The following is a 17,284-nucleotide window of genomic DNA, read 5'->3' as shown; positions in this document are numbered from 1 at the left end:
CATAGCCCGATTGGAGTACGACGCCCCACATGCCCATCATCAGCCATCTGCACCATGTCTCCCTCCTGGTATCCGATCTGGAGGCCAGCCGCCGCTTCTACGAAGGCGTTCTGGAATTGACGCCCAGCAACGCCCGGCCCGCTTTCGATTTCGACGGGATCTGGTACGACCTCGGCGCTCAGCAAATCCATCTGATGGTGCTGCCCAACCCCGACCTCGGCGCGGAGCGGCCCGAGCACGGCGGGCGGGACCGCCACGTAGCGCTGGCAGTGGCGGACTGGGAAGCATTGCTTGCCCGGCTGGAACAGAAAGGGATTTCTTACACCACCAGCCGCTCCGGACGGCGCGCCGTGTTCTGCCGCGACCCGGACGGCAACGCCGTGGAACTCATCGGCCCGGCCGCATGAAGTACGAACTCATCATCTTCGACTGCGACGGCGTACTGGTGGACAGCGAGCGGCTGGTGAACCGCATCACCGCCGCGTTCTTCAGCGAACGCGGCCTGCCGGTCGAGGCTGACGCCCTGCGCGCCATGTTCAAGGGCAAGACCATGGCGGACGTGGCCCGCTGGGCCGAAACGGCTACCCAGCCCCCCTTGAACGCCGACTGGTTCTATGAACTCGGCATCGCCACGGCCCAGGGATTCCAGCGCGAATTGCAGCCGGTGGAAGGCGTACGCCCGGTGCTCGATCTGCTGACGGCCCGCGGCGGCAAGCTGTGCGTCGCCTCCCAGTCGCCCCCGGCCCGGCTGATGCTGTCGCTGACAGTAACGGGGCTCGACGTCTTCTTCGGCGGGCATGCCTATTCCGCCGCCCAGGTCGCGCGGCCCAAACCGGCGCCCGACCTCTTCCTGCACGCGGCCCGGCGGATGGGCGCCAGTCCCGAGCGCTGCGCGGTCGTCGAAGACTCTCGCAGCGGCGTGCTGGCGGCGCGGGCGGCCGGCATGACCGTGTACGGCTATGCCGCCGACGAGGCGCCCGATACGCTCACCGAGGCCGGTGCCATCGTGTTCGAGTCGATGGCACAATTGCCGCACCTCCTGTGCGCCGGCTGAATCCGGCAGGAATCGGAGCCATGAAAAAACCTGTCGTCATCATCGGGATGGGCGAAATGGGCGATTTGTTCGCCCGGGGGTTCCTGAAATGCGGCCACCCCGTCTACCCCGTCCTCCGCGGGACCCAGCCGGCAAACGTGGCGAGGGCGATTCCCGAGCCCGATCTGGTGCTCGTCGCGGTCGGTGAAACCGAGCTGCATCGGGTGCTGGAGTCTCTGCCTCCGGCATGGCACGGACGGCTGGGGCTCTTGCAGAACGAACTTTTGCCCCGCGACTGGCAGCTTCACGGCCTCTCCGATCCCACCGTGATCGTGGTGTGGTTCGACAAGAAGAAAGGTCGACCCTTCGTCCCGGTGCTGCCCACGCCGGTCGCCGGCCCCCGCGCCGGGCTGGTCGTCCAGGCCCTGGAGGCGATCGAGGTTCCCTGCCATGCCATTCCCGACGAGGAACTGCTGAACGAGCTGGTCCGGAAAAACCTCTACATCCTCACCATCAATATCGCCGGCCTCCGCAGCGGCGGGACGGTGAGCGAGCTGTGGGAACGGCACCGCGAACTGGCGGAGGAAACCGCCCGCGAAATCCTCGACCTCCAGGAGTGGCTCACCCAAACCCGCCTGCCGCGCGACCGGCTGATGGCCGGCATGCTGGAAGGCTTCGCCGGCGACCCCAACCACATCTGCATGGGGCGCACCGCGCCTGTGCGGCTGCGGCGGGCGCTGAGCTGGGCAAAACAAGCCGGCATCGCCACCCCAATCTTGCAAAGCATTGCCGATGAATTGGCGGCTACGAACCCGAAACAGGCACTCTGACATGGAAGCGATCCAGAACATCAACATCACCTCCTTGCTGGACACCCTGATCAGCCTCACCGCGGCCTTCGTGCTCGGCGCTGTGATCGGACTCGAGCGCCAGTTCCGCCAGCGTACCGCGGGCCTCCGCACCAACGTCCTCGTCGCATTGGGCGCCGCCATCTTCGTCGACATGGCGAACCGCCTGCACGGCCACGACGGCGCCGTGCACGTCGTCGCCTATGTCGTTTCCGGCGTCGGCTTCCTGGGGGCCGGCGTCATCATGCGCGAACAAGGCAACGTCCGCGGCCTGAACACCGCCGCCACCCTCTGGGGATCGGCGGCGGTTGGCGCCTGCGCCGGCGCGGACCTGGTCCTGGAAGCACTGATGGGAACCGTCTTCGTGCTCGCGGCCAACACCCTGCTGCGTCCCGTGGTCGACCGCATCAACCGGCAGCCGATCGACACGCCGGCGGTGGAAGTCACCCATACCGTCTACGTCATCGCCCCGCGCCAATGGCGGAAGGATGCACTGGCGCTGGTGGAACAGGTGCTGCAGCAGGCGGGTTATCCGCTCGGCGATCTGGCGGTGCACGCCTTCGGCGACGAGGAGATCGAAATCGAAGCCACGCTCGCCGCCGCCTCGGTCGACGGAACCCACCTGGAGCGCATCCTCAAGCAGCTCAAGGAACACCCGGTCGTCAGCCAGGCGTTCTGGAGCCCAAGCACATCGGAGTGACATCAGGCAGGCCGGTGTTCCGGCAATCCCCGGCGGCTCGAACAACGCTTCTTATTGACGCCATTTAGTTTTGCCCCGATACTTTCGACCGGTAACAAGCCGGGACGGATTGCCGAAGGAGCACACACGATGATCAGAACAACGACGACATGGCTGCTGGCCGCTTTGCTGATGCTCGTTCAGCTGACGGCATCCGCCGCAGCGGGCGAGACGGATTTTTCCAAGCTCAAGGACAAGTACGAGAAGGACCATCCCGGCAAGGGCAAGTTCTCGCAGTACTGGGAGCCGATCCCGATCCAGAAATACTGGAACCCCAGAAATTTCTACCAGCCGCCCACGGCGGTCTCCGGCGAAGTGACCCGCGACCAGTGCGTGGCCTGCCACCAGAGCCTGACGCCCGGCGCGTTCCATGCCTGGGAAAACAGCACCCATGCGAAGCTCGATGCGATCCGCAACCTCAGCAACGGCCAGGATGCCCGATTCTACAAGAAGGATAAGCTGGCCGAGGTCGAGAGGAATCTGGTCAAACAAGGCCTCTTGAAGGAAGGCGAGCCGCTCAAGGAAGTCGGCTGCATCGACTGCCACGGCAAGGTCGGGGCCCAGTCCATCCGCCACGACAAGGACCTGGTCATGCCCGACCGTGCCCAATGCGGCAGTTGCCACGTGCAGGAGTTCGCCGAGGCCGAATCCGAAAAGGAGCAGCAGTGGCCGCAGGCCCAGTGGGGCAAGGGCCATCCTTCCCATGCCGTCGACTGGGAAGCCAATGTCGAAACCGCCATCTGGGCTGGCATGGCCGAGCGCGAAATCGCCCAGGGCTGCGATCAATGCCATTACCAGCAGAACAAGTGCGACGGCTGCCATACCCGCCATACCTTTTCGGCCGCCGAAGCCCGCCAGCCCGAAGCCTGCGCGACCTGCCACAACGGCGTAGACCACAACGAATGGGAGAATTTCTCCCTGTCCAAGCACGGCACGGTCTACCAGACCCACAAGTCGAGCTGGAACTTCGAGGCCCCGCTCAAGGACGCCCTGACCAAGGGCGGCTACACCGCGCCGACCTGCCAGTATTGCCATTTCGAGTTCAACGGCGAGTTCTCACACAACCTCGTACGCAAGGTCCGCTGGGGCTTCAACCCCACGCCGGCCATCGCCGACAACCTGAAGCATCCGTGGTTCGAAGGGCGCAAGGAAAGCTGGAACGCCACCTGTGCCAACTGCCACAGCCCGAGCTTCGCCAAGAGCTATCTGGAGGCCGCCGACAAGGGCACAATCGCCGGACTCAAGGTGGAGCAGGAGGCCAAGCAGGTAGTCGAGGGGCTGTTCAAAGACGGCCTGCTGCCGGGCCAGAAGACCAACCGCCCCATCCCCCCGGCGCCGGAGAAGGACGCCCCCGGCGGGTTCTTCCAACTGTTCTGGGCCAAGGGCAACAATCCCAGCCACGTGGAACGCGTGCATGCCGATATGTGGGAGCACGACCTGATCAAGCTTTACAAGGGTCTGGTCCACGGCAACCCCGGCGGCTTCACCTACACCGAAGGCTGGTCCGAACTGATGCGGGACTACGCGGTCATCATGGACGAGAACACCCGCTTGCGCGAGAAGGCCGGCAATGCCGGTGGCACCGCGGCAAACCCGCCCGCCAAGAAAGAAGGTTCGACCATCCGCAACGTGCTCGGCGGACTGGCGCTGCTGGCAGGCATCGCTGTGCTGCTCTACAGGCGCAAGCCCTGATGGCGGATACGACCGGCCGGCCGAAGCGGTTTCGGCTGGCCACCTTCGCAGGGCTCGCGCTGCTGCTCGCGGGCGGCGCGACTCTGCTGTACGACCTGTTCGGCCCGGAGTTCAGTTATGAAGAAGCGCCGGTACCCGCCGCGGAGTGGGCCGCCATGGAACCCCGCGGCCCTTTTCCCGTCAAGGCACTGACGCGCTACACCCTGCACCAGGGCGACGGGGCTTCGGTTCCCCTCACGGTTGCCGACTACCGCGACGGCCGGAACCAAGATCAGAGGGTGACGCTGTATGCGGCTGAAGCCGGAAGTACCGCGGCGCGGCTGCGCCACGATTTATGGCGGGCCGCCGGAGAAACCATCATCCGGCACACGAACGATAACGCCCTGTTCCTGGCTTGGTGGGACGACGCCCAGCGTATCCGTTTCCTCACCGGACGCGACACCTGGCTCGACCGGCCAGCCGCCGCCGCCTTCCCGAACGGCGCAGAGCGCGGCTTGTGGGAAAAGGTCGGGGGCGGATTCGCGGCAGTCCCGGCCCCGTCGCGGCGGCTGGCGCGCTGGCTGACCATGGAAACGGGCGCCGCCTTGAACGAGATGAAAGCCGAACTGCCGGCAGACCGTCCGGTCTACCTGCTCGTCTGCCTGGACGATCTGGCCCGCGTCGGCGAAATCGAGGCGCTGGCCGGCGTCCGTCTCCCGCTTCAGGCCGCCCGCTTTCCCGGCAGCGACCTGCACGGCCAGATCGCGGCAGTGCAGCAGTGGGCCCGGCAGGACGTCGATCAGGCCAGCTATCTGGTCCAGCAGATCCCCGGTGCCGGCGTGCGGGCCTGGCGCATCACCACGCCGCAGGGCCGCGATACCCTGCTTGCGCGGCTGCTGCCCTTCAGCACCTCGCTGGCGAGGCCGCTGCCGCAACTGCAGGCGGTCTATCAGTCCGGCTGGGGTTCCTACCTCACCATCTATGCACTGAACTTCGGCGAAGGTAAGATGTGACCCGCGCGGCAGCCGCGCGTTTGTCCAATCCTTGAACATCCACGCCTTTGTCTGACGCCCCTCTTCGCGCCGCAGGCCTCGAGTGCATCCGGGGCGACCGGCTGCTTTTCTCCGGACTGAACCTGAACCTTTCGCCCAGCCAGTTGTTGCAGGTCGAAGGCGCCAACGGCGCCGGCAAGACCAGTCTGCTCCGCGTGCTGGCGGGCCTGAGTCGTCCCGCCGAAGGCGAGGTGCTCTGGCGCGGACTGGACATCCAGCACAACCGGGCGGCCTACTTCACCGAGATGGTCTACATGGGACACGCACCGGGTTTGAAGGCCGAGTTGTCGCCGCTGGAAAACCTCAAGGTTTCCACCGCCCTGCGCGAAGAGCCGGCGGATGAGGCCCGCATCGAGGAAGCCCTGACGCGGGTCGGCCTGGGCGGCTTCGAGGACGTTCCGGCGCGGGGGCTTTCCGCCGGCCAGAAGCAGCGCACGGCGCTGTGCCGCCTGCTGCTGAACCCGGTACCGCTGTGGATCCTCGACGAGCCTTTCACCGCCCTGGACGTGCGCGGCATCGCCCTGGTGCGCGAACTGCTGGAAGCCCATCTGGAGAACGGCGGCATGGCGCTGATGACTTCGCATCACGCCCTGGAGGTCCGCGGTAACTGCCGGAGCCTGAACCTGTCATGAACGGCCTCGCCCCCGCTTTCTTCGCCATCCTGCGGCGCGACCTGATGCTGGCCTTCCGCCACCGCGGCGAACTGGCCAATCCGTTGCTGTTCTTCCTCATCATCGTCACGCTGTATCCCCTGGGGGTCAGCCCGGACCCCGAACTGCTGCGCAAGATCGCGCCAGGCGTGATCTGGATCGCGGCCCTCTTGGCTGCCCTGTTCTCCCTGGAAAACCTGTTCCGCGGCGACTTCGACGACGGGTCGCTGGAACAGATGCTGCTCAGCCCCCAGCCGCTGTCCGTGCTGGTGGTAGCGAAAGTGCTGGCGCACTGGTTGGTCAGCGGCCTGCCCATGCTGCTCCTGGCGCCGCTCCTGGCCCTGTTGCTGGACATGCCGTCCAAGGCGGCCTGGGCGCTGGAAACGACGCTCGCCATCGGCACGCCGCTGCTGAGCCTGATCGGCGCGATCGGGGTGGCGCTGACCGTGGGCCTCAAGCGCGGCGGCATCCTGCTCACCCTGCTGATTCTCCCGCTCTACATCCCGGTGCTGATCTTCGCTACCAATGCCGTCGCCGCCGCCGGTGCCGGCATGCCGGTGGAAGGTCAGTTGTACTTCCTGGCCGCGTTGCTGGTGCTGGCGCTGACGCTCGCGCCTGTCGCCATCGCGGCCGCCTTGCGCATAAGCATGAGTTGACGCCATGTGGACCTTCTTCCATAAGCTCGCATCCCCCAAGCATTTCTACCGCATCAGCGGCAAGCTGATCCCCTGGCTGGGCGCGATCACCGCCCTGCTGTTCGTCTCCGGTCTTTACTTCGGTCTGTTCAAGGCCCCGCCGGATTATCAGCAGGGCGAGAGCTACCGGATCATGTTCGTCCACGTGCCGGCGGCCTGGATGTCCATGTTCATCTATACCTTCATGGCGGTGCTGTACGCCATCCACCTGATCTGGAACATCAAGCTGGCCGACGTGATGGCCTCCAGCTCGGCGGCGATGGGCGCCTCGTTCACCTTCCTGGCGCTGGTGACCGGTTCGCTCTGGGGCAAGCCGATGTGGGGGACATGGTGGGTGTGGGATGCGCGGCTGACTTCGGAGCTGATCCTGCTGTTCCTGTACCTGGGCTACATCGCCCTGGTCTCGGCGATCGAGGACAAGCGCACCGCCGCCCGCGCCGGCGGCCTGTTGATCCTGGTCGGGGTGGTCAACATCCCCATCATCCATTACTCGGTGGAGTGGTGGAATACCCTGCACCAGGGGCCCACGGTCACCAAGCTGGACAAGCCTTCGATCCATCCCAGCATGCTGCTGCCGCTGCTGCTGATGGCGCTGGCCTTTCAGTGCTACTACTTCACGCTGGTGCTGGTCCGCGCCCGCACCGAACTGCTGGAGCGGGAACGCCGCAGCGCCTGGATCAAGGAGCTGTTCGGCTGAGTCAGAACGCGATGGCCAGGCCCATCGCTCCCAGGTAACTCGGGGCATAATCGCCCAGGGCCCCGGTGTAGCTGCCGAAAATCGCGATGCGATCGTTTACCGTCCACTGGAATCCGGCGCCGAGCGCGTGCTCCTCCAGCGTCTGAACCGGGCCTACCGCTCCGGCGTGCTGGGTACGCGGCAGAGCCGCGGCGTTGACGTATCCCTGGATAAATAGAGCAAAATCGTCGACCACATCGCGCTGCAGCGCCCATTGGAACGAAGGCAGGATGACCTCGGCGCCTTTGAAATCCTGCAGGCTCGCAAAACCGAAGTTCCAGTTGAAAGCGATGTCCCAGGGGAGGACATGGTCCACGTTGACCATCAAAGAACCCTGGGTGCCGTCATTGAAGTCGGGGCTCCCCCACGTCGTCTGGACATAAGCCTCCAACCCGACCGAATAGTTGAAATTTTCGAAGTCGTCCTTGTACAGATGCACCTTGGTATCGAAGGTCAAGGGCGAAAACCCGGTGGCCGACTGCGGCGGCCCCTGGACGGTCAGCCCCTGGGTGAACAAGCGCAACTCCACGTCGTCGGTCAGGCCGTAGCGGAACAGGAATTCCCAGTTGTACTGCTTCACCGAATTCGAACTCGCTCCCTGCAATGTGAACGGGCTCATCTCCAGGTAGATGCCGCCTTCGGGCAACGTGTAGGACGAGTTGGGAAGGTTGGATAGATCGGGGCCGGGCTCCCTGATCGTCGGCGCCGAAGGCTCCGGCACGGTTGCCCCGGGCGCGGGCGAAGCCGCTGGACTTGGCGGCGGCCGGTCCCGCTCCGTACTGTGGACGTGCTCGCGGTAGGTTGCAGCGCGTTCGCCGGGACGCCCGGGAGCCGACTCGGCCGAGGACTGATCCGCATGCGCCTCGAGACCATACACCATCACGGCGGCCAGCAAAGCGACCGCCGCTCCCGCCATAAGCCCTTCAGGGCCAAATTCCCGCAGCCGGCACGAGCGTTTCGAATAGCAGCCATCGAGGCGCATCCCTGCCTCCCTTCGCCGACAGGCTACGCCGGAACCGGCAGATTCGCCGGGAGCACGGTTCGGCGGTCAGTCATCGAGCGCAGCCCCCACCGCTTGGGCAGCGGACAACAGGAACGCATCGTTCCCTTCGGCAGCCAGCAGAGAAAGACCGACCGGTGCCCCTTCCACGTCGACTGCAGGGAGCGAAATCTGCGGCAGCCGGCCGATCCCCGCGATCGCCATGCGGGCCAGCACACGCGGAAAATAATCGCCCTGGGTGCGGTCCAACCCGAGGCTGCCCTTCAAAGGCGCCGGCACGTGTGCCGTAGGAAAGCAGAGCAGGTCTTCCGGCCCCAGGAATCTTGCAAGCGCGGCCCGATAGCGCTCCCTGCCCGCCAGCGCAGCCGGCAGCAGACGGCGATCCAGCCCCTTAGCCAGCTCGAAGTTGCGGCGGGTGCGCTCACCCAGTGCCGGCCGGGCCGACTCGATCCAGGAACCCAGGGTGCTCCAGATCTCGGCCCACTGAATGGGCTGAAAGACCTGACGCCAATTGTCCATGCCGGAAATTCCGGCCTCCCCGTCGATGCTTCGCAAGGAAATTTCACGGCTCGGGAAACTGCCGGCCAGCCGCTTCAGCAGCGGTTCGAACGCATTGCGGACCGCAGGCTCCGCGTCGTCGAATCCCTCCCGCAGCAACCACAGCCTGCCGGAAACGGCCGGGAGGGAGTCGACGTTCAGCAACAGGCTCATCACCCGCTGCAGCAGCTCGCCGTCGCGGGCAAAGGCGCCGATGGTGTCGAAACCGGGCGCCAGCGGATTGACGCCGGCCACGGAAATCCTACCATGGCTGGGCCGCATCCCCCAGATGCCGCAATTGCTCGCGGGCAGCCGGATGGAACCGCCGGTGTCGGTGCCCAGGGCGAAATCCACCTCGCCCGCCGCCACCGCCGTCGCCGAGCCGCTGGACGAACCGCCCGGCACCCGGTCGGGCGCAGCCGGATTCAACGGGGTGCCGTAGAACGCATTCTCCCCGCTGAGGCCGAAAGCCATCTCGTCCGCATTGGTCTTGCCCAGACACACGGCGCCGGCTTGCAGACACTGCTCGACGCACACGGCATGAGCGGCCGCAGGCGGATGGCTCTTGGCCCAGTCGGGATTGGCGCAGCCGGTCACGTGGCCGGCGATATCGATCAAATCCTTGACGGCGAAGGACAGATCCGCCAGCGCCCCGGTGGCCGCCGCGCGAAGCGTCAATTGGGCAAGAAACGAGTGGGAAAGTTCAGTCATCCGAAAGACAGCAGAGTGAGGAGGCTTGGGGAATACGTCGTGCCCGAGCCATTTTAATCGGTTCGCCCTGCGCCAAGAAGGAAGACGCGTAAACTCTTTCCACGAAAAAGGCCCGGAGATCGAAGACCTCCGGGCCCTGGCAGAGCGATGTGAAGCGCGATCGGTCCTTACAAGGACAGCGACTTCAGCTTCTTGGCGTCCTCGGCCATTTCCTTCCGCTCGTCGGTCGGCAGCGGGACCAGTCCGCGTTCGGACAGATAGCCGTCCTCACCCCACGCCTTCTCGCTGGTGAATTCCGCGATGTACTCCGCGATACCCGGAATCATGCCGACATGGGACTTCTTGACGTAGAAGTACAGCGGACGGGAAATCGCGTAGCTGCCGTCGGCGATCGATTCGAACGAGGGATCCACGCCTTCGATCTTCGCCGCGGCGACCTTGTCGGCATTTTCTTCCAGGAAGCTGTAACCGAAGATGCCGACAGCGTTCGGGTTGGCAACCAGTTTCTGCACGATCAGATTGTCGTTTTCGCCGGCCTCCACATAGGCGCCGTCTTCACGGATGGTGTGGCAAACCTTCTTGAATTCCGGCTCGTTGTCCTTTTTCAACGCGGCGATCCACTTGAACTCCTTGCAGCCGCCCTCCAACGCCAGTTCGGCGAAGGCGTCACGGGTTCCCGAAGTCGGCGGAGGACCCAGCACTTCGATTTTGATCGCCGGCAGCGCGGGATTGACCTCGTTCCAAGTCTTGTAGGGATTGTCGACCAGATTGTCGCAGCCGCCGCAGTCGGGGTCCGGAATCTGCTTGGCCAGCGCCAGGTAGACTTCCTTGCGGGTCAGCTCCAGGTGCTTGGATTTCTTGGACTGCGCCAGCACGATACCGTCGAATCCGATCTTGACCTCGACGATGTCCTTGACGCCGGACTTCTTGCACTGCTGGAACTCGGTGTCCTTCATGCGGCGCGAAGCGTTGGCGATATCGGGATGGTCGACGCCTTCGCCGGCGCAAAACAGCTTGATCCCGCCGCCGGTGCCGGTGGATTCCACTTTCGGCGTCTTGAACTTCCCGCCCTTGCCGAAGTGTTCAGCCACCACGGTAGCGAACGGATATACCGTGGAGGAACCCACGATGCTGATGGTGTCACGCCCACCGGCAGCCCATGCGCCGGCGCCGAATACGGTGGCCGACACGGCCAAGCCCATGCTTAGGATCTTTTTCACGTGAATTTCTCCACTGTCAAATAAGGGTTTTTGCGTTCGCTAGAACAAGAGCGGCGCCGCGTCACCGGGACTCTCCCGTATCGGCGCCGCCGTTTCTTACCAGGCGCCGCCGCGGTTGCCGGGCTGCGTCACCATGTAGTAAATCGCATCGGCGACGTTCTTCTCGGAATAGCCCTGCCCAACGATGGTTTTGGGGTTTTCGAGATATTTGAGATCGACGTGCTTGTTCAGAATCTTCCGCCACAACGCGGAGGGTTCGCCCCAGATGACGGTGGCCGAAGGAGTCAGCGCCCCATTGGTACCGTTGTCGTGACAGGCCGAACAATAGGTGGCGTAGGTATTCCGTCCGTTCTGATAGTCGAAACGAGCGTTCGCCAATTCGGGCGTGTTCGCATCGATCGGTGTGTGCAACGCGCAACCCGCCATCAGCAGGGGCAGCGCAGCCAGTATCGACAGTTTGGTTTTCATATCTGTGTTCCTTGAATGAGGTCGACAATGCGCATCGGCCCGACCGGCTTAGTAATTGGCCTGAAGCTGCAGGCGCAGCACGTTTCCGTCGGCCTGGCCATAACCCGAGGCCAGTTCCTTGGAGTTCCAGCCGGCCGTGCTTCCCGCCGTAGTCGTACGGAAGTTGGTCGTATTGATCAAATCGTACGCCGCGGTGACTTCGACTTCTGGCCAAGGCTGGTATTCCACACCGAACTCCCACAGGCGTTCGGAGATATTCGGCGAGTTGTTGTCGAATTTGCTGCCGCCATTATAGGTTTCGAAGCGGGCGTAGGGCATCCAGCCGCCGTAGAAGTGGTCGATCTTGTAATGGGCCTGGACGTAGCCGCCCCACACGTTCTTGGATTCGATCCAAGCGAGCTGTTTGCTGGGATCGATCTGCAGCGTCGGCGCGATACCCCAGGTCCATTCCGTCTGCAAGCCGAACGGCTTCGGATAGAGCACGGCATGAATGGCGCCGCGCAAATCCTGCTGACCCTGGCCGTCGTTGATGCCGTTGACGCTGGTGCCGGTGATCTTCCCGTTCTGGGTCATGTTGCGGCCACCGGCGGCGGTGTTGAAGAAATTCTTGCCGATGGTGTACTGGGTCACGTCGCCGGTGACCGGATCGGCCGGGCCGTTGAAGTTGGCCATCTGGACGACGTACTTGCCGTTGTAGCCGGAAGCACCGACTTCGAGGATCTGGTCGCCCGGCAGTTCGAACGGATAGGTTACGCGACCGTCGATGTGGAGGTTGTCGTTCAGCTCGAAGCGGTTGGCGCCCTGGCCGTTGTAGACGCCGAAAGCCACCACGCCGTAGTCGCCGGAACCGCGCAGGCCGCTCTTCTGCAGGTACTTGAAACGTTCCTGGGCGACGTCGGGCGACCACATCGCGAAGACGCCGAGATCGCGTTCGTCGCGGATGGCGTTGGCGTCGGTCGCCAGGTTGCGTTCGAAGGCGATGCGGTTCTGAGACGACTGCAGGTTTTCCCAACCGAACGGTACTTTCGACTGGCCGACACGGAAGCGGTATTCGCGTTCGGAATCGACGAAGACGTCGGAATAAGCGTCGCGAATCTGTGCAAACTGGTACTGGCTGGTCGAGCTGTTCTGATCAACTGCAGGAGTGTTGGCAGCAAAATCCGTCTGCAGATAGAACAGCAGGTGGTCCGACACGTCCGCCGTCAAGGCCAGGCGCGTACGCCGTAGCAGGAAGTCCTTGTTCTGGCCGATGGAATTGTCGTTCGGCATCGCCAGATTGTTGCGCGAGTTCTCGTCGCCGTTCAGCAACTGGCTGTAGCGGACCTGGTTGTAGCCTTTGATGCTGATTTTGTCGAACCACTTCTTCTCGCCGGAAGGCGCAGGAGCCGTAGCGACTTTCTTTTCGGATTCCTTGATGGCGGCGGCCTTCTTGTCTATGCGCTTTTCCAGCGCTTCGAGCTCCACCTTTTTCTCGTCGAGCTTCTGGTCGATGGACGATGCCTTGTTCTCGTCCACCTGCTCGAAGGTCCCCATTCGCACGCGGCCCGGGCCTGGCTCCGCATAGATCTGCTTGGTCTTCTTGTCCATGTACAGATCGATCGCGGCGTATGCCGGCACGGCCAGCGTTCCGCCGAGCAGAGCCGTCACGCTCACACGCAACAGATTGGATTTCATTTGTCGTTACTCTTCATGATGTCGTTGATGTCGTGCCCTAAGCAACAGGCAGTGGCAAATCGGCAGCGCAACGATAATGAGAAAATATGACAGGATTGTTACAAAGTGATGTAAGCACGGAGAAAAGCGCTCCGAACCGAAGGGCCCGGTGCGCGGGCGAGAGCCCGTATGACCCGGCCGCGGGGAGCAAGAAAGTCCGGTGCTCGCAGAGCTGCGCTGTTTTCGCCCTCGCGAGAAGAACCTCAATGGCAAGAAGAGGACAAGGTTTTCGACAAAGGTGTCGTCAGAAGCTGATGAACAGCGATCCCATGATGAGGTTGTGCATGACCTGGTCCTGGTGATCGGAAGTGTCGATGTACTGGTTCATGTAGCCCAGTTCCACCCGGAATCCGGGATCGAAGCTCCATCCCGCTCCCAGAAAGGCCCGGTTCTGGTCGAAGCCGGCCTGACCGCCCCACTGGGTACTGTTGAGACGCACAAACACTTCGTCCCAAGCGATCAGGCTCAGGCGCGGCTCGAAATCGAAAGGCCGCATGTAGCGCAGCATCTGTCTGGGGCGATAGCGGGGATCGTCGCCTTTCACGAAGTTGGCCTCCAGCATCGTCCTGAATGTCACCGTCCCGATCTCGGTGGGCAGCACGTAACGGAAGGCGGGCCAGAAGTCCTGCTCGGCGACATAGGGTTTCCCCTGGTTCTGCGTGGGCACGAAGGTGTACCCGAGCCACACGGTTGCCCGGTCGCTGAGCGAATACCCCAGCGCCGCTCGAGCCACGCCCTGATTCCAGTGCTGCCAGTCGTCGTCCCAGCGCATCTGCCCTTCCAGCCACAGCCGCCCTTTTTCCAGGCTGGGAGCGATGAAACCCAGACCGCCTTCCGCCACGACCTGCCCCCAACTGCCCCAGTCATTGGTCACCAGCTCGGCCTGTGCGCCGTATGGCAAAGCCGAGGCGACCGCGACGGCCGAACAGACTGCTGGAAATTTCCCCATGTCGGTCAACCTCTGTTTGACGCTCGATATCCCGGCTCTCGCGCAGCTTCGCGAGCCGCTTGAATGCCATACCCGATATTCATTGGCTTGGACTATGCGTGCAGGGATTGCCGGGTCGAATCCACCGGAAAACGCCGGGGCAGGCCCAACGCTATGGTTCAATCCAGCGTCGGTTTTTCCCGCACCGCACAGATTTTCTGGTCGCGGCATTCGATGTCGTAGAAAACGGCCCGTCCGCAGCCGTTCACGCGGATGCCGTATTCGCTGTAAAGCTCGCCCAACGGCTGGCCCGGCACCTCCTTTTTCGTCACTATCTCCGCCTTGGCCTGCGGGCAATTCAGTTCCCTGGCGGCGCGTGTTTCGGTGGTCTGCAACGCGATCCGGGAATTTTCGGCCAGAAGCTCGGCGTCGGTCACACAACCGGAAAGCGCTGAAATAACTGGCAACAGGCGAATAATTGCCCCACCCCTACTTGTCACGGATGAGAAACCAAACCGGTATCGTCGACCGCTCTGCATAACAACGCCTCCTTGATATGGGGTGGTGGAATTCCGGACGCTTCGGCGTCTCCCGGAATCGTCCCGTATGACTATATACTCTGCCCGGCTCTTCTTGGGCCAGACAAGCTTCAGGCCCGCGATGAAAACAGACAGACCGATACCCGACTCGGAAGCCGCTATCCGCGAACTGCTGGAACGGGCGACCGCGCGTGGCGTCGCTGGCTATATCGAAAGCCGGAAAGCGAGAATCCCCGACTTCGTGGAGCGCTACTTCTCCTTCCGAGGCGCCTGGGAATTGCACAAGAAAACTCTGGGACGGGATTATTACCGTATCCCTGTCAATCTCCTGTGGAGTCTCCCCGCGTTTCTGGCCCATTCCGCCGCCGCCGTTTCCGGGAAGCTGGGGGCATCCGCCGCCGCCCACTGGCTCGGCAAGGTCCCTTCCGGCCTGCCCACGGCCTTCCAGAATGAGCTGAACTGGCTGATCCATGTCGAACTGCTGGAACTCCCTTACTCGGACGGCGTTCGCCAGTCCACCAAGGATGCATTGCTGGAGGCAATCCTGAGCGATCCCGAATTGTCGGCCCGGCTCGCGGAATATCTCCGCGTCATACAATCCCGCGCCGAATCCGAAGAATTTCGCGCGATACTGGCAGCCAAGCTTGCGGAGTACGGCAAGACCCGTCAGACCGCGACCGAACTGGCCGGCAACATCGCGACTCTGGCCGGCGGCTATGCGGCTTTCGGCCAGCTGACCCCGGGCGCCGTTTCCGCCGGCAGTGCTGCGGCGGCTGCCATCGCTCAGCAGATCGCAATCGCCAATTTCTGGCTCGGCCCCACGCTGGGCGCTTGGTACTACACGGTGTTTCCGGCCAGTGCCTCGTTCGGCCTGATCGCGGCGAGCACGGGTGCGGTGATGGCGGCCCTGGGCGTCCTCGCCGCGCTGTCGGCCGTCGTGGTCGATCCCCTCCTGGCCAAGACAGGCTTCCATCGCAGGCGGCTGGAACGCTTCGTCGATGCCCTCGAACCCGTGCTTGCCGGCCGGGAGGGGGGCGATTACCGCGTGCATGACCATTACCTCGCCCGCGTGTTCGATCTCGTCGATCTGCTGCGGCTGGCGGCACGGGCGGCTCGCGCATGAAGAAGACGAACACCCTCCCCGCCTGGTGGCAATCCGGCATCATCTACCAGATCTATCCCCTATCTTTCCAGGACGGCAACGGGGATGGGATGGGCGATCTTCCCGGCATCCGCCGCCGGCTGGACTATCTTGCCAGTCTGAACGTCGACGGCATCTGGCTCTCGCCCGTCTTCCCCTCGCCCATGCGGGATTTCGGCTACGACGTGGCGGACTACACCGGCATCCATCCCTGGTTCGGAACGCTGGAAGACTTCGACGGGCTGCTGGACGACCTGCACAGCCGCGGCATCAAGCTGATCCTGGACCTGGTGCCGAACCATACCTCCGACCGGCATCCCTGGTTCCTGGAAAGCCGCGGTTCGCGCGACGATCCCAGGCGTGACTGGTACCTCTGGCGCGATCCGGCACCCGATGGCGGGCCGCCCAACAACTGGCTGAGCTTCTTCGGCGGGCCCGCCTGGACCTTCGACGAGGCCACTGGGCAGTACTACCTGCACCAGTTCACCCCGGAGCAGCCGGAGCTGAACCTGCGCAACCCCGCCGTGCTCGAAGCCCTGCTGGATGCCATGCGGTTCTGGCTGGACCGCGGGGTGGATGGCTTCCGGGTGGACGTGCCCTGGCTGCTGATCAAGGACGCGGAATTCCGCGACGAGCCGGAAAACCCGGCCTGGGACGGTCTCGATCCGCACGGCCGGCTAATCCACGTCCACACGGCCCACCGACCCGAGCTGCACGCCATCGTCCGGGCCATGCGCGCGGTCATCGACGGCTATCCCGGCGACCGCGTCCTGATCGGGGAAACCAATGTGCCGGATGAGGAGCTCGTGAAGTATTACGGCACGGCGCGGGACGAATTCCACCTGCCCTTCAATTTCAGGCTGATCTATGCCCGCTGGAATGCACGGGAAATCCGGCGGCTGGTCGAAACCTACGAAGCGATCCTCCCGCAAGGCACTTGGCCCAACTGGGTGCTCGGCAACCACGACCAGCCCCGCATCGCCAGCCGTGCGGGTCCCGGGCAGGCCCGCGTCGCCGCGATGCTGTTGCTGACCCTGCGGGGCACGCCGACCTGCTATTACGGTGACGAGTTGGGGATGGAGAATACGGCGATTCCGAGAGAGCGCGTACGCGACCCTCAGGCGCTGAACCAGCCCGGGATTTCGGGCGTGTTCAACCGCGACTCGGCGCGGACGCCCCTGCCCTGGGACGGCTCGGCCAATGCCGGGTTCGCGCCGGACAGCGTGGAGCCCTGGCTGCCGTTGGGCGAGGACTGGCCTGTGAGAAATGTCGCCGGCCAATCGCAGGACCCGCATTCCATGCTGAGCTTTTTCAGGAAATTGACCGCCCTGCGCCGCCGCACGCCCGCGTTGACCAACGGCGACTACACGGCTGTCGACACTGCGGCCGACGATGTCTTCGCCTATACTCGGGCTTCCGGAGCCGAGCGCATTCTGGTCGTGCTCAACCTGGGAGGCAACGACCGCCTGCTGGACCTGAGCCAACTCGGCGATGGCGCGGAGATACTGCTGAACACCGGCATGCAGCGCTCCGGCAGAGTCGAGCTGTGCCGGCTCCGCTTACTCGCCAACGAAGGTCTCGTTCTGCGAACATGACAGGAGGC

General features: G+C 63.8%; 18 protein-coding genes. 11 read left to right on the top strand and 7 right to left on the bottom strand.

Annotation, left to right across the window (positions count from 1 at the left end; genetic code table 11):
* Positions 1-29 precede the first annotated feature (29 nt).
* From OOT43_RS17580 to OOT43_RS17540, 9 genes are all read left to right on the top strand, one after another.
* The gene (locus OOT43_RS17580; RefSeq protein ID WP_266021973.1) at positions 30-407 is read left to right on the top strand and encodes a VOC family protein; all 378 of its coding nucleotides are present in this window, start codon (positions 30-32) and stop codon (positions 405-407) included.
* A complete protein-coding gene (locus OOT43_RS17575) occupies positions 404-1,054 on the top strand; it encodes an HAD family hydrolase (protein WP_266021972.1) in 651 nt (216 codons plus the stop codon). The genes OOT43_RS17580 and OOT43_RS17575 overlap by 4 nt, the downstream gene beginning before the upstream one ends.
* A gap of 20 nt (positions 1,055-1,074) precedes the next feature.
* Positions 1,075-1,863, top strand: a complete 789-nt coding sequence (locus OOT43_RS17570; RefSeq protein ID WP_266021970.1) for a Rossmann-fold NAD(P)-binding domain-containing protein — start codon at positions 1,075-1,077, stop codon at positions 1,861-1,863.
* 1 nt (position 1,864) lies between these two features.
* Entirely contained in the window at positions 1,865-2,581 is a 717-nt protein-coding gene (locus tag OOT43_RS17565; RefSeq protein ID WP_266021969.1) for an MgtC/SapB family protein, read from the top strand.
* Positions 2,582-2,710: 129 nt separating this feature from the next.
* Positions 2,711-4,312, top strand: coding sequence for a multiheme c-type cytochrome (locus tag OOT43_RS17560; RefSeq protein ID WP_266021968.1), 1,602 nt, complete (start codon positions 2,711-2,713; stop codon positions 4,310-4,312).
* Complete coding sequence (gene haoB, locus OOT43_RS17555; protein WP_266021967.1) at positions 4,312-5,304, top strand: hydroxylamine oxidation protein HaoB; 993 nt, start codon at positions 4,312-4,314, stop codon at positions 5,302-5,304. The genes OOT43_RS17560 and haoB overlap by 1 nt, the downstream gene beginning before the upstream one ends.
* Positions 5,305-5,351: 47 nt before the next feature.
* Positions 5,352-5,975, top strand: coding sequence for a cytochrome c biogenesis heme-transporting ATPase CcmA (ccmA, locus tag OOT43_RS17550; RefSeq protein WP_266021966.1), 624 nt, complete (start codon positions 5,352-5,354; stop codon positions 5,973-5,975).
* Positions 5,972-6,649 carry a heme exporter protein CcmB gene (gene ccmB / locus OOT43_RS17545; protein WP_266021965.1) on the top strand — a complete coding sequence of 226 codons (678 nt, stop codon included), beginning with the start codon at positions 5,972-5,974 and terminating at the stop codon, positions 6,647-6,649. Before ccmA ends, ccmB begins: the two co-directional genes overlap by 4 nt.
* Before the next feature lie 4 nt (positions 6,650-6,653).
* Positions 6,654-7,385: a heme ABC transporter permease gene (locus OOT43_RS17540; protein WP_266021963.1), complete on the top strand. Its 732-nt coding sequence runs from the start codon at positions 6,654-6,656 to the stop codon at positions 7,383-7,385.
* Between the two features lies 1 nt (position 7,386).
* Here the strand turns inward: OOT43_RS17540 and OOT43_RS17535 are convergent, their stop codons facing one another.
* From OOT43_RS17535 to OOT43_RS17505, 7 genes are all read right to left on the bottom strand, one after another.
* Entirely contained in the window at positions 7,387-8,406 is a 1,020-nt protein-coding gene (locus tag OOT43_RS17535; RefSeq protein ID WP_266021962.1) for a transporter, read from the bottom strand.
* Between the two features lie 66 nt (positions 8,407-8,472).
* Positions 8,473-9,672 carry an amidase gene (locus OOT43_RS17530; RefSeq protein WP_266021961.1) on the bottom strand — a complete coding sequence of 400 codons (1,200 nt, stop codon included), beginning with the start codon at positions 9,670-9,672 and terminating at the stop codon, positions 8,473-8,475.
* Between the two features lie 167 nt (positions 9,673-9,839).
* The gene (locus OOT43_RS17525; protein ID WP_266021959.1) at positions 9,840-10,892 is read right to left on the bottom strand and encodes a PstS family phosphate ABC transporter substrate-binding protein; all 1,053 of its coding nucleotides are present in this window, start codon (positions 10,890-10,892) and stop codon (positions 9,840-9,842) included.
* 96 nt (positions 10,893-10,988) lie between these two features.
* Positions 10,989-11,360 (bottom strand): c-type cytochrome, encoded by a 372-nt coding sequence (locus OOT43_RS17520; protein ID WP_266021958.1) that lies wholly within the window; start codon positions 11,358-11,360, stop codon positions 10,989-10,991.
* 48 nt (positions 11,361-11,408) lie between these two features.
* Entirely contained in the window at positions 11,409-13,034 is a 1,626-nt protein-coding gene (locus OOT43_RS17515) for a porin (protein ID WP_266021957.1), read from the bottom strand.
* Positions 13,035-13,317: 283 nt separating this feature from the next.
* Positions 13,318-14,022, bottom strand: a complete 705-nt coding sequence (locus tag OOT43_RS17510) for a DUF2490 domain-containing protein (protein ID WP_266021956.1) — start codon at positions 14,020-14,022, stop codon at positions 13,318-13,320.
* A 158-nt stretch (positions 14,023-14,180) separates the two neighbouring features.
* Positions 14,181-14,540, bottom strand: coding sequence for a hypothetical protein (locus OOT43_RS17505; RefSeq protein WP_266021955.1), 360 nt, complete (start codon positions 14,538-14,540; stop codon positions 14,181-14,183).
* 121 nt (positions 14,541-14,661) lie between these two features.
* Between OOT43_RS17505 and OOT43_RS17500 the strand changes: the two genes are divergently transcribed.
* Complete coding sequence (locus OOT43_RS17500; protein ID WP_266021954.1) at positions 14,662-15,663, top strand: DUF6635 family protein; 1,002 nt, start codon at positions 14,662-14,664, stop codon at positions 15,661-15,663.
* Positions 15,660-17,276 (top strand): alpha-amylase family glycosyl hydrolase, encoded by a 1,617-nt coding sequence (locus OOT43_RS17495; RefSeq protein WP_266021953.1) that lies wholly within the window; start codon positions 15,660-15,662, stop codon positions 17,274-17,276. Before OOT43_RS17500 ends, OOT43_RS17495 begins: the two co-directional genes overlap by 4 nt.
* The last annotated feature ends 8 nt before the right edge of the window (positions 17,277-17,284 follow it).

The organism is Methylococcus mesophilus (genome assembly GCF_026247885.1).
Taxonomy (GTDB): domain Bacteria; phylum Pseudomonadota; class Gammaproteobacteria; order Methylococcales; family Methylococcaceae; genus Methylococcus; species Methylococcus mesophilus.
This window is presented reverse-complemented; position numbering and strand designations above follow the sequence as displayed.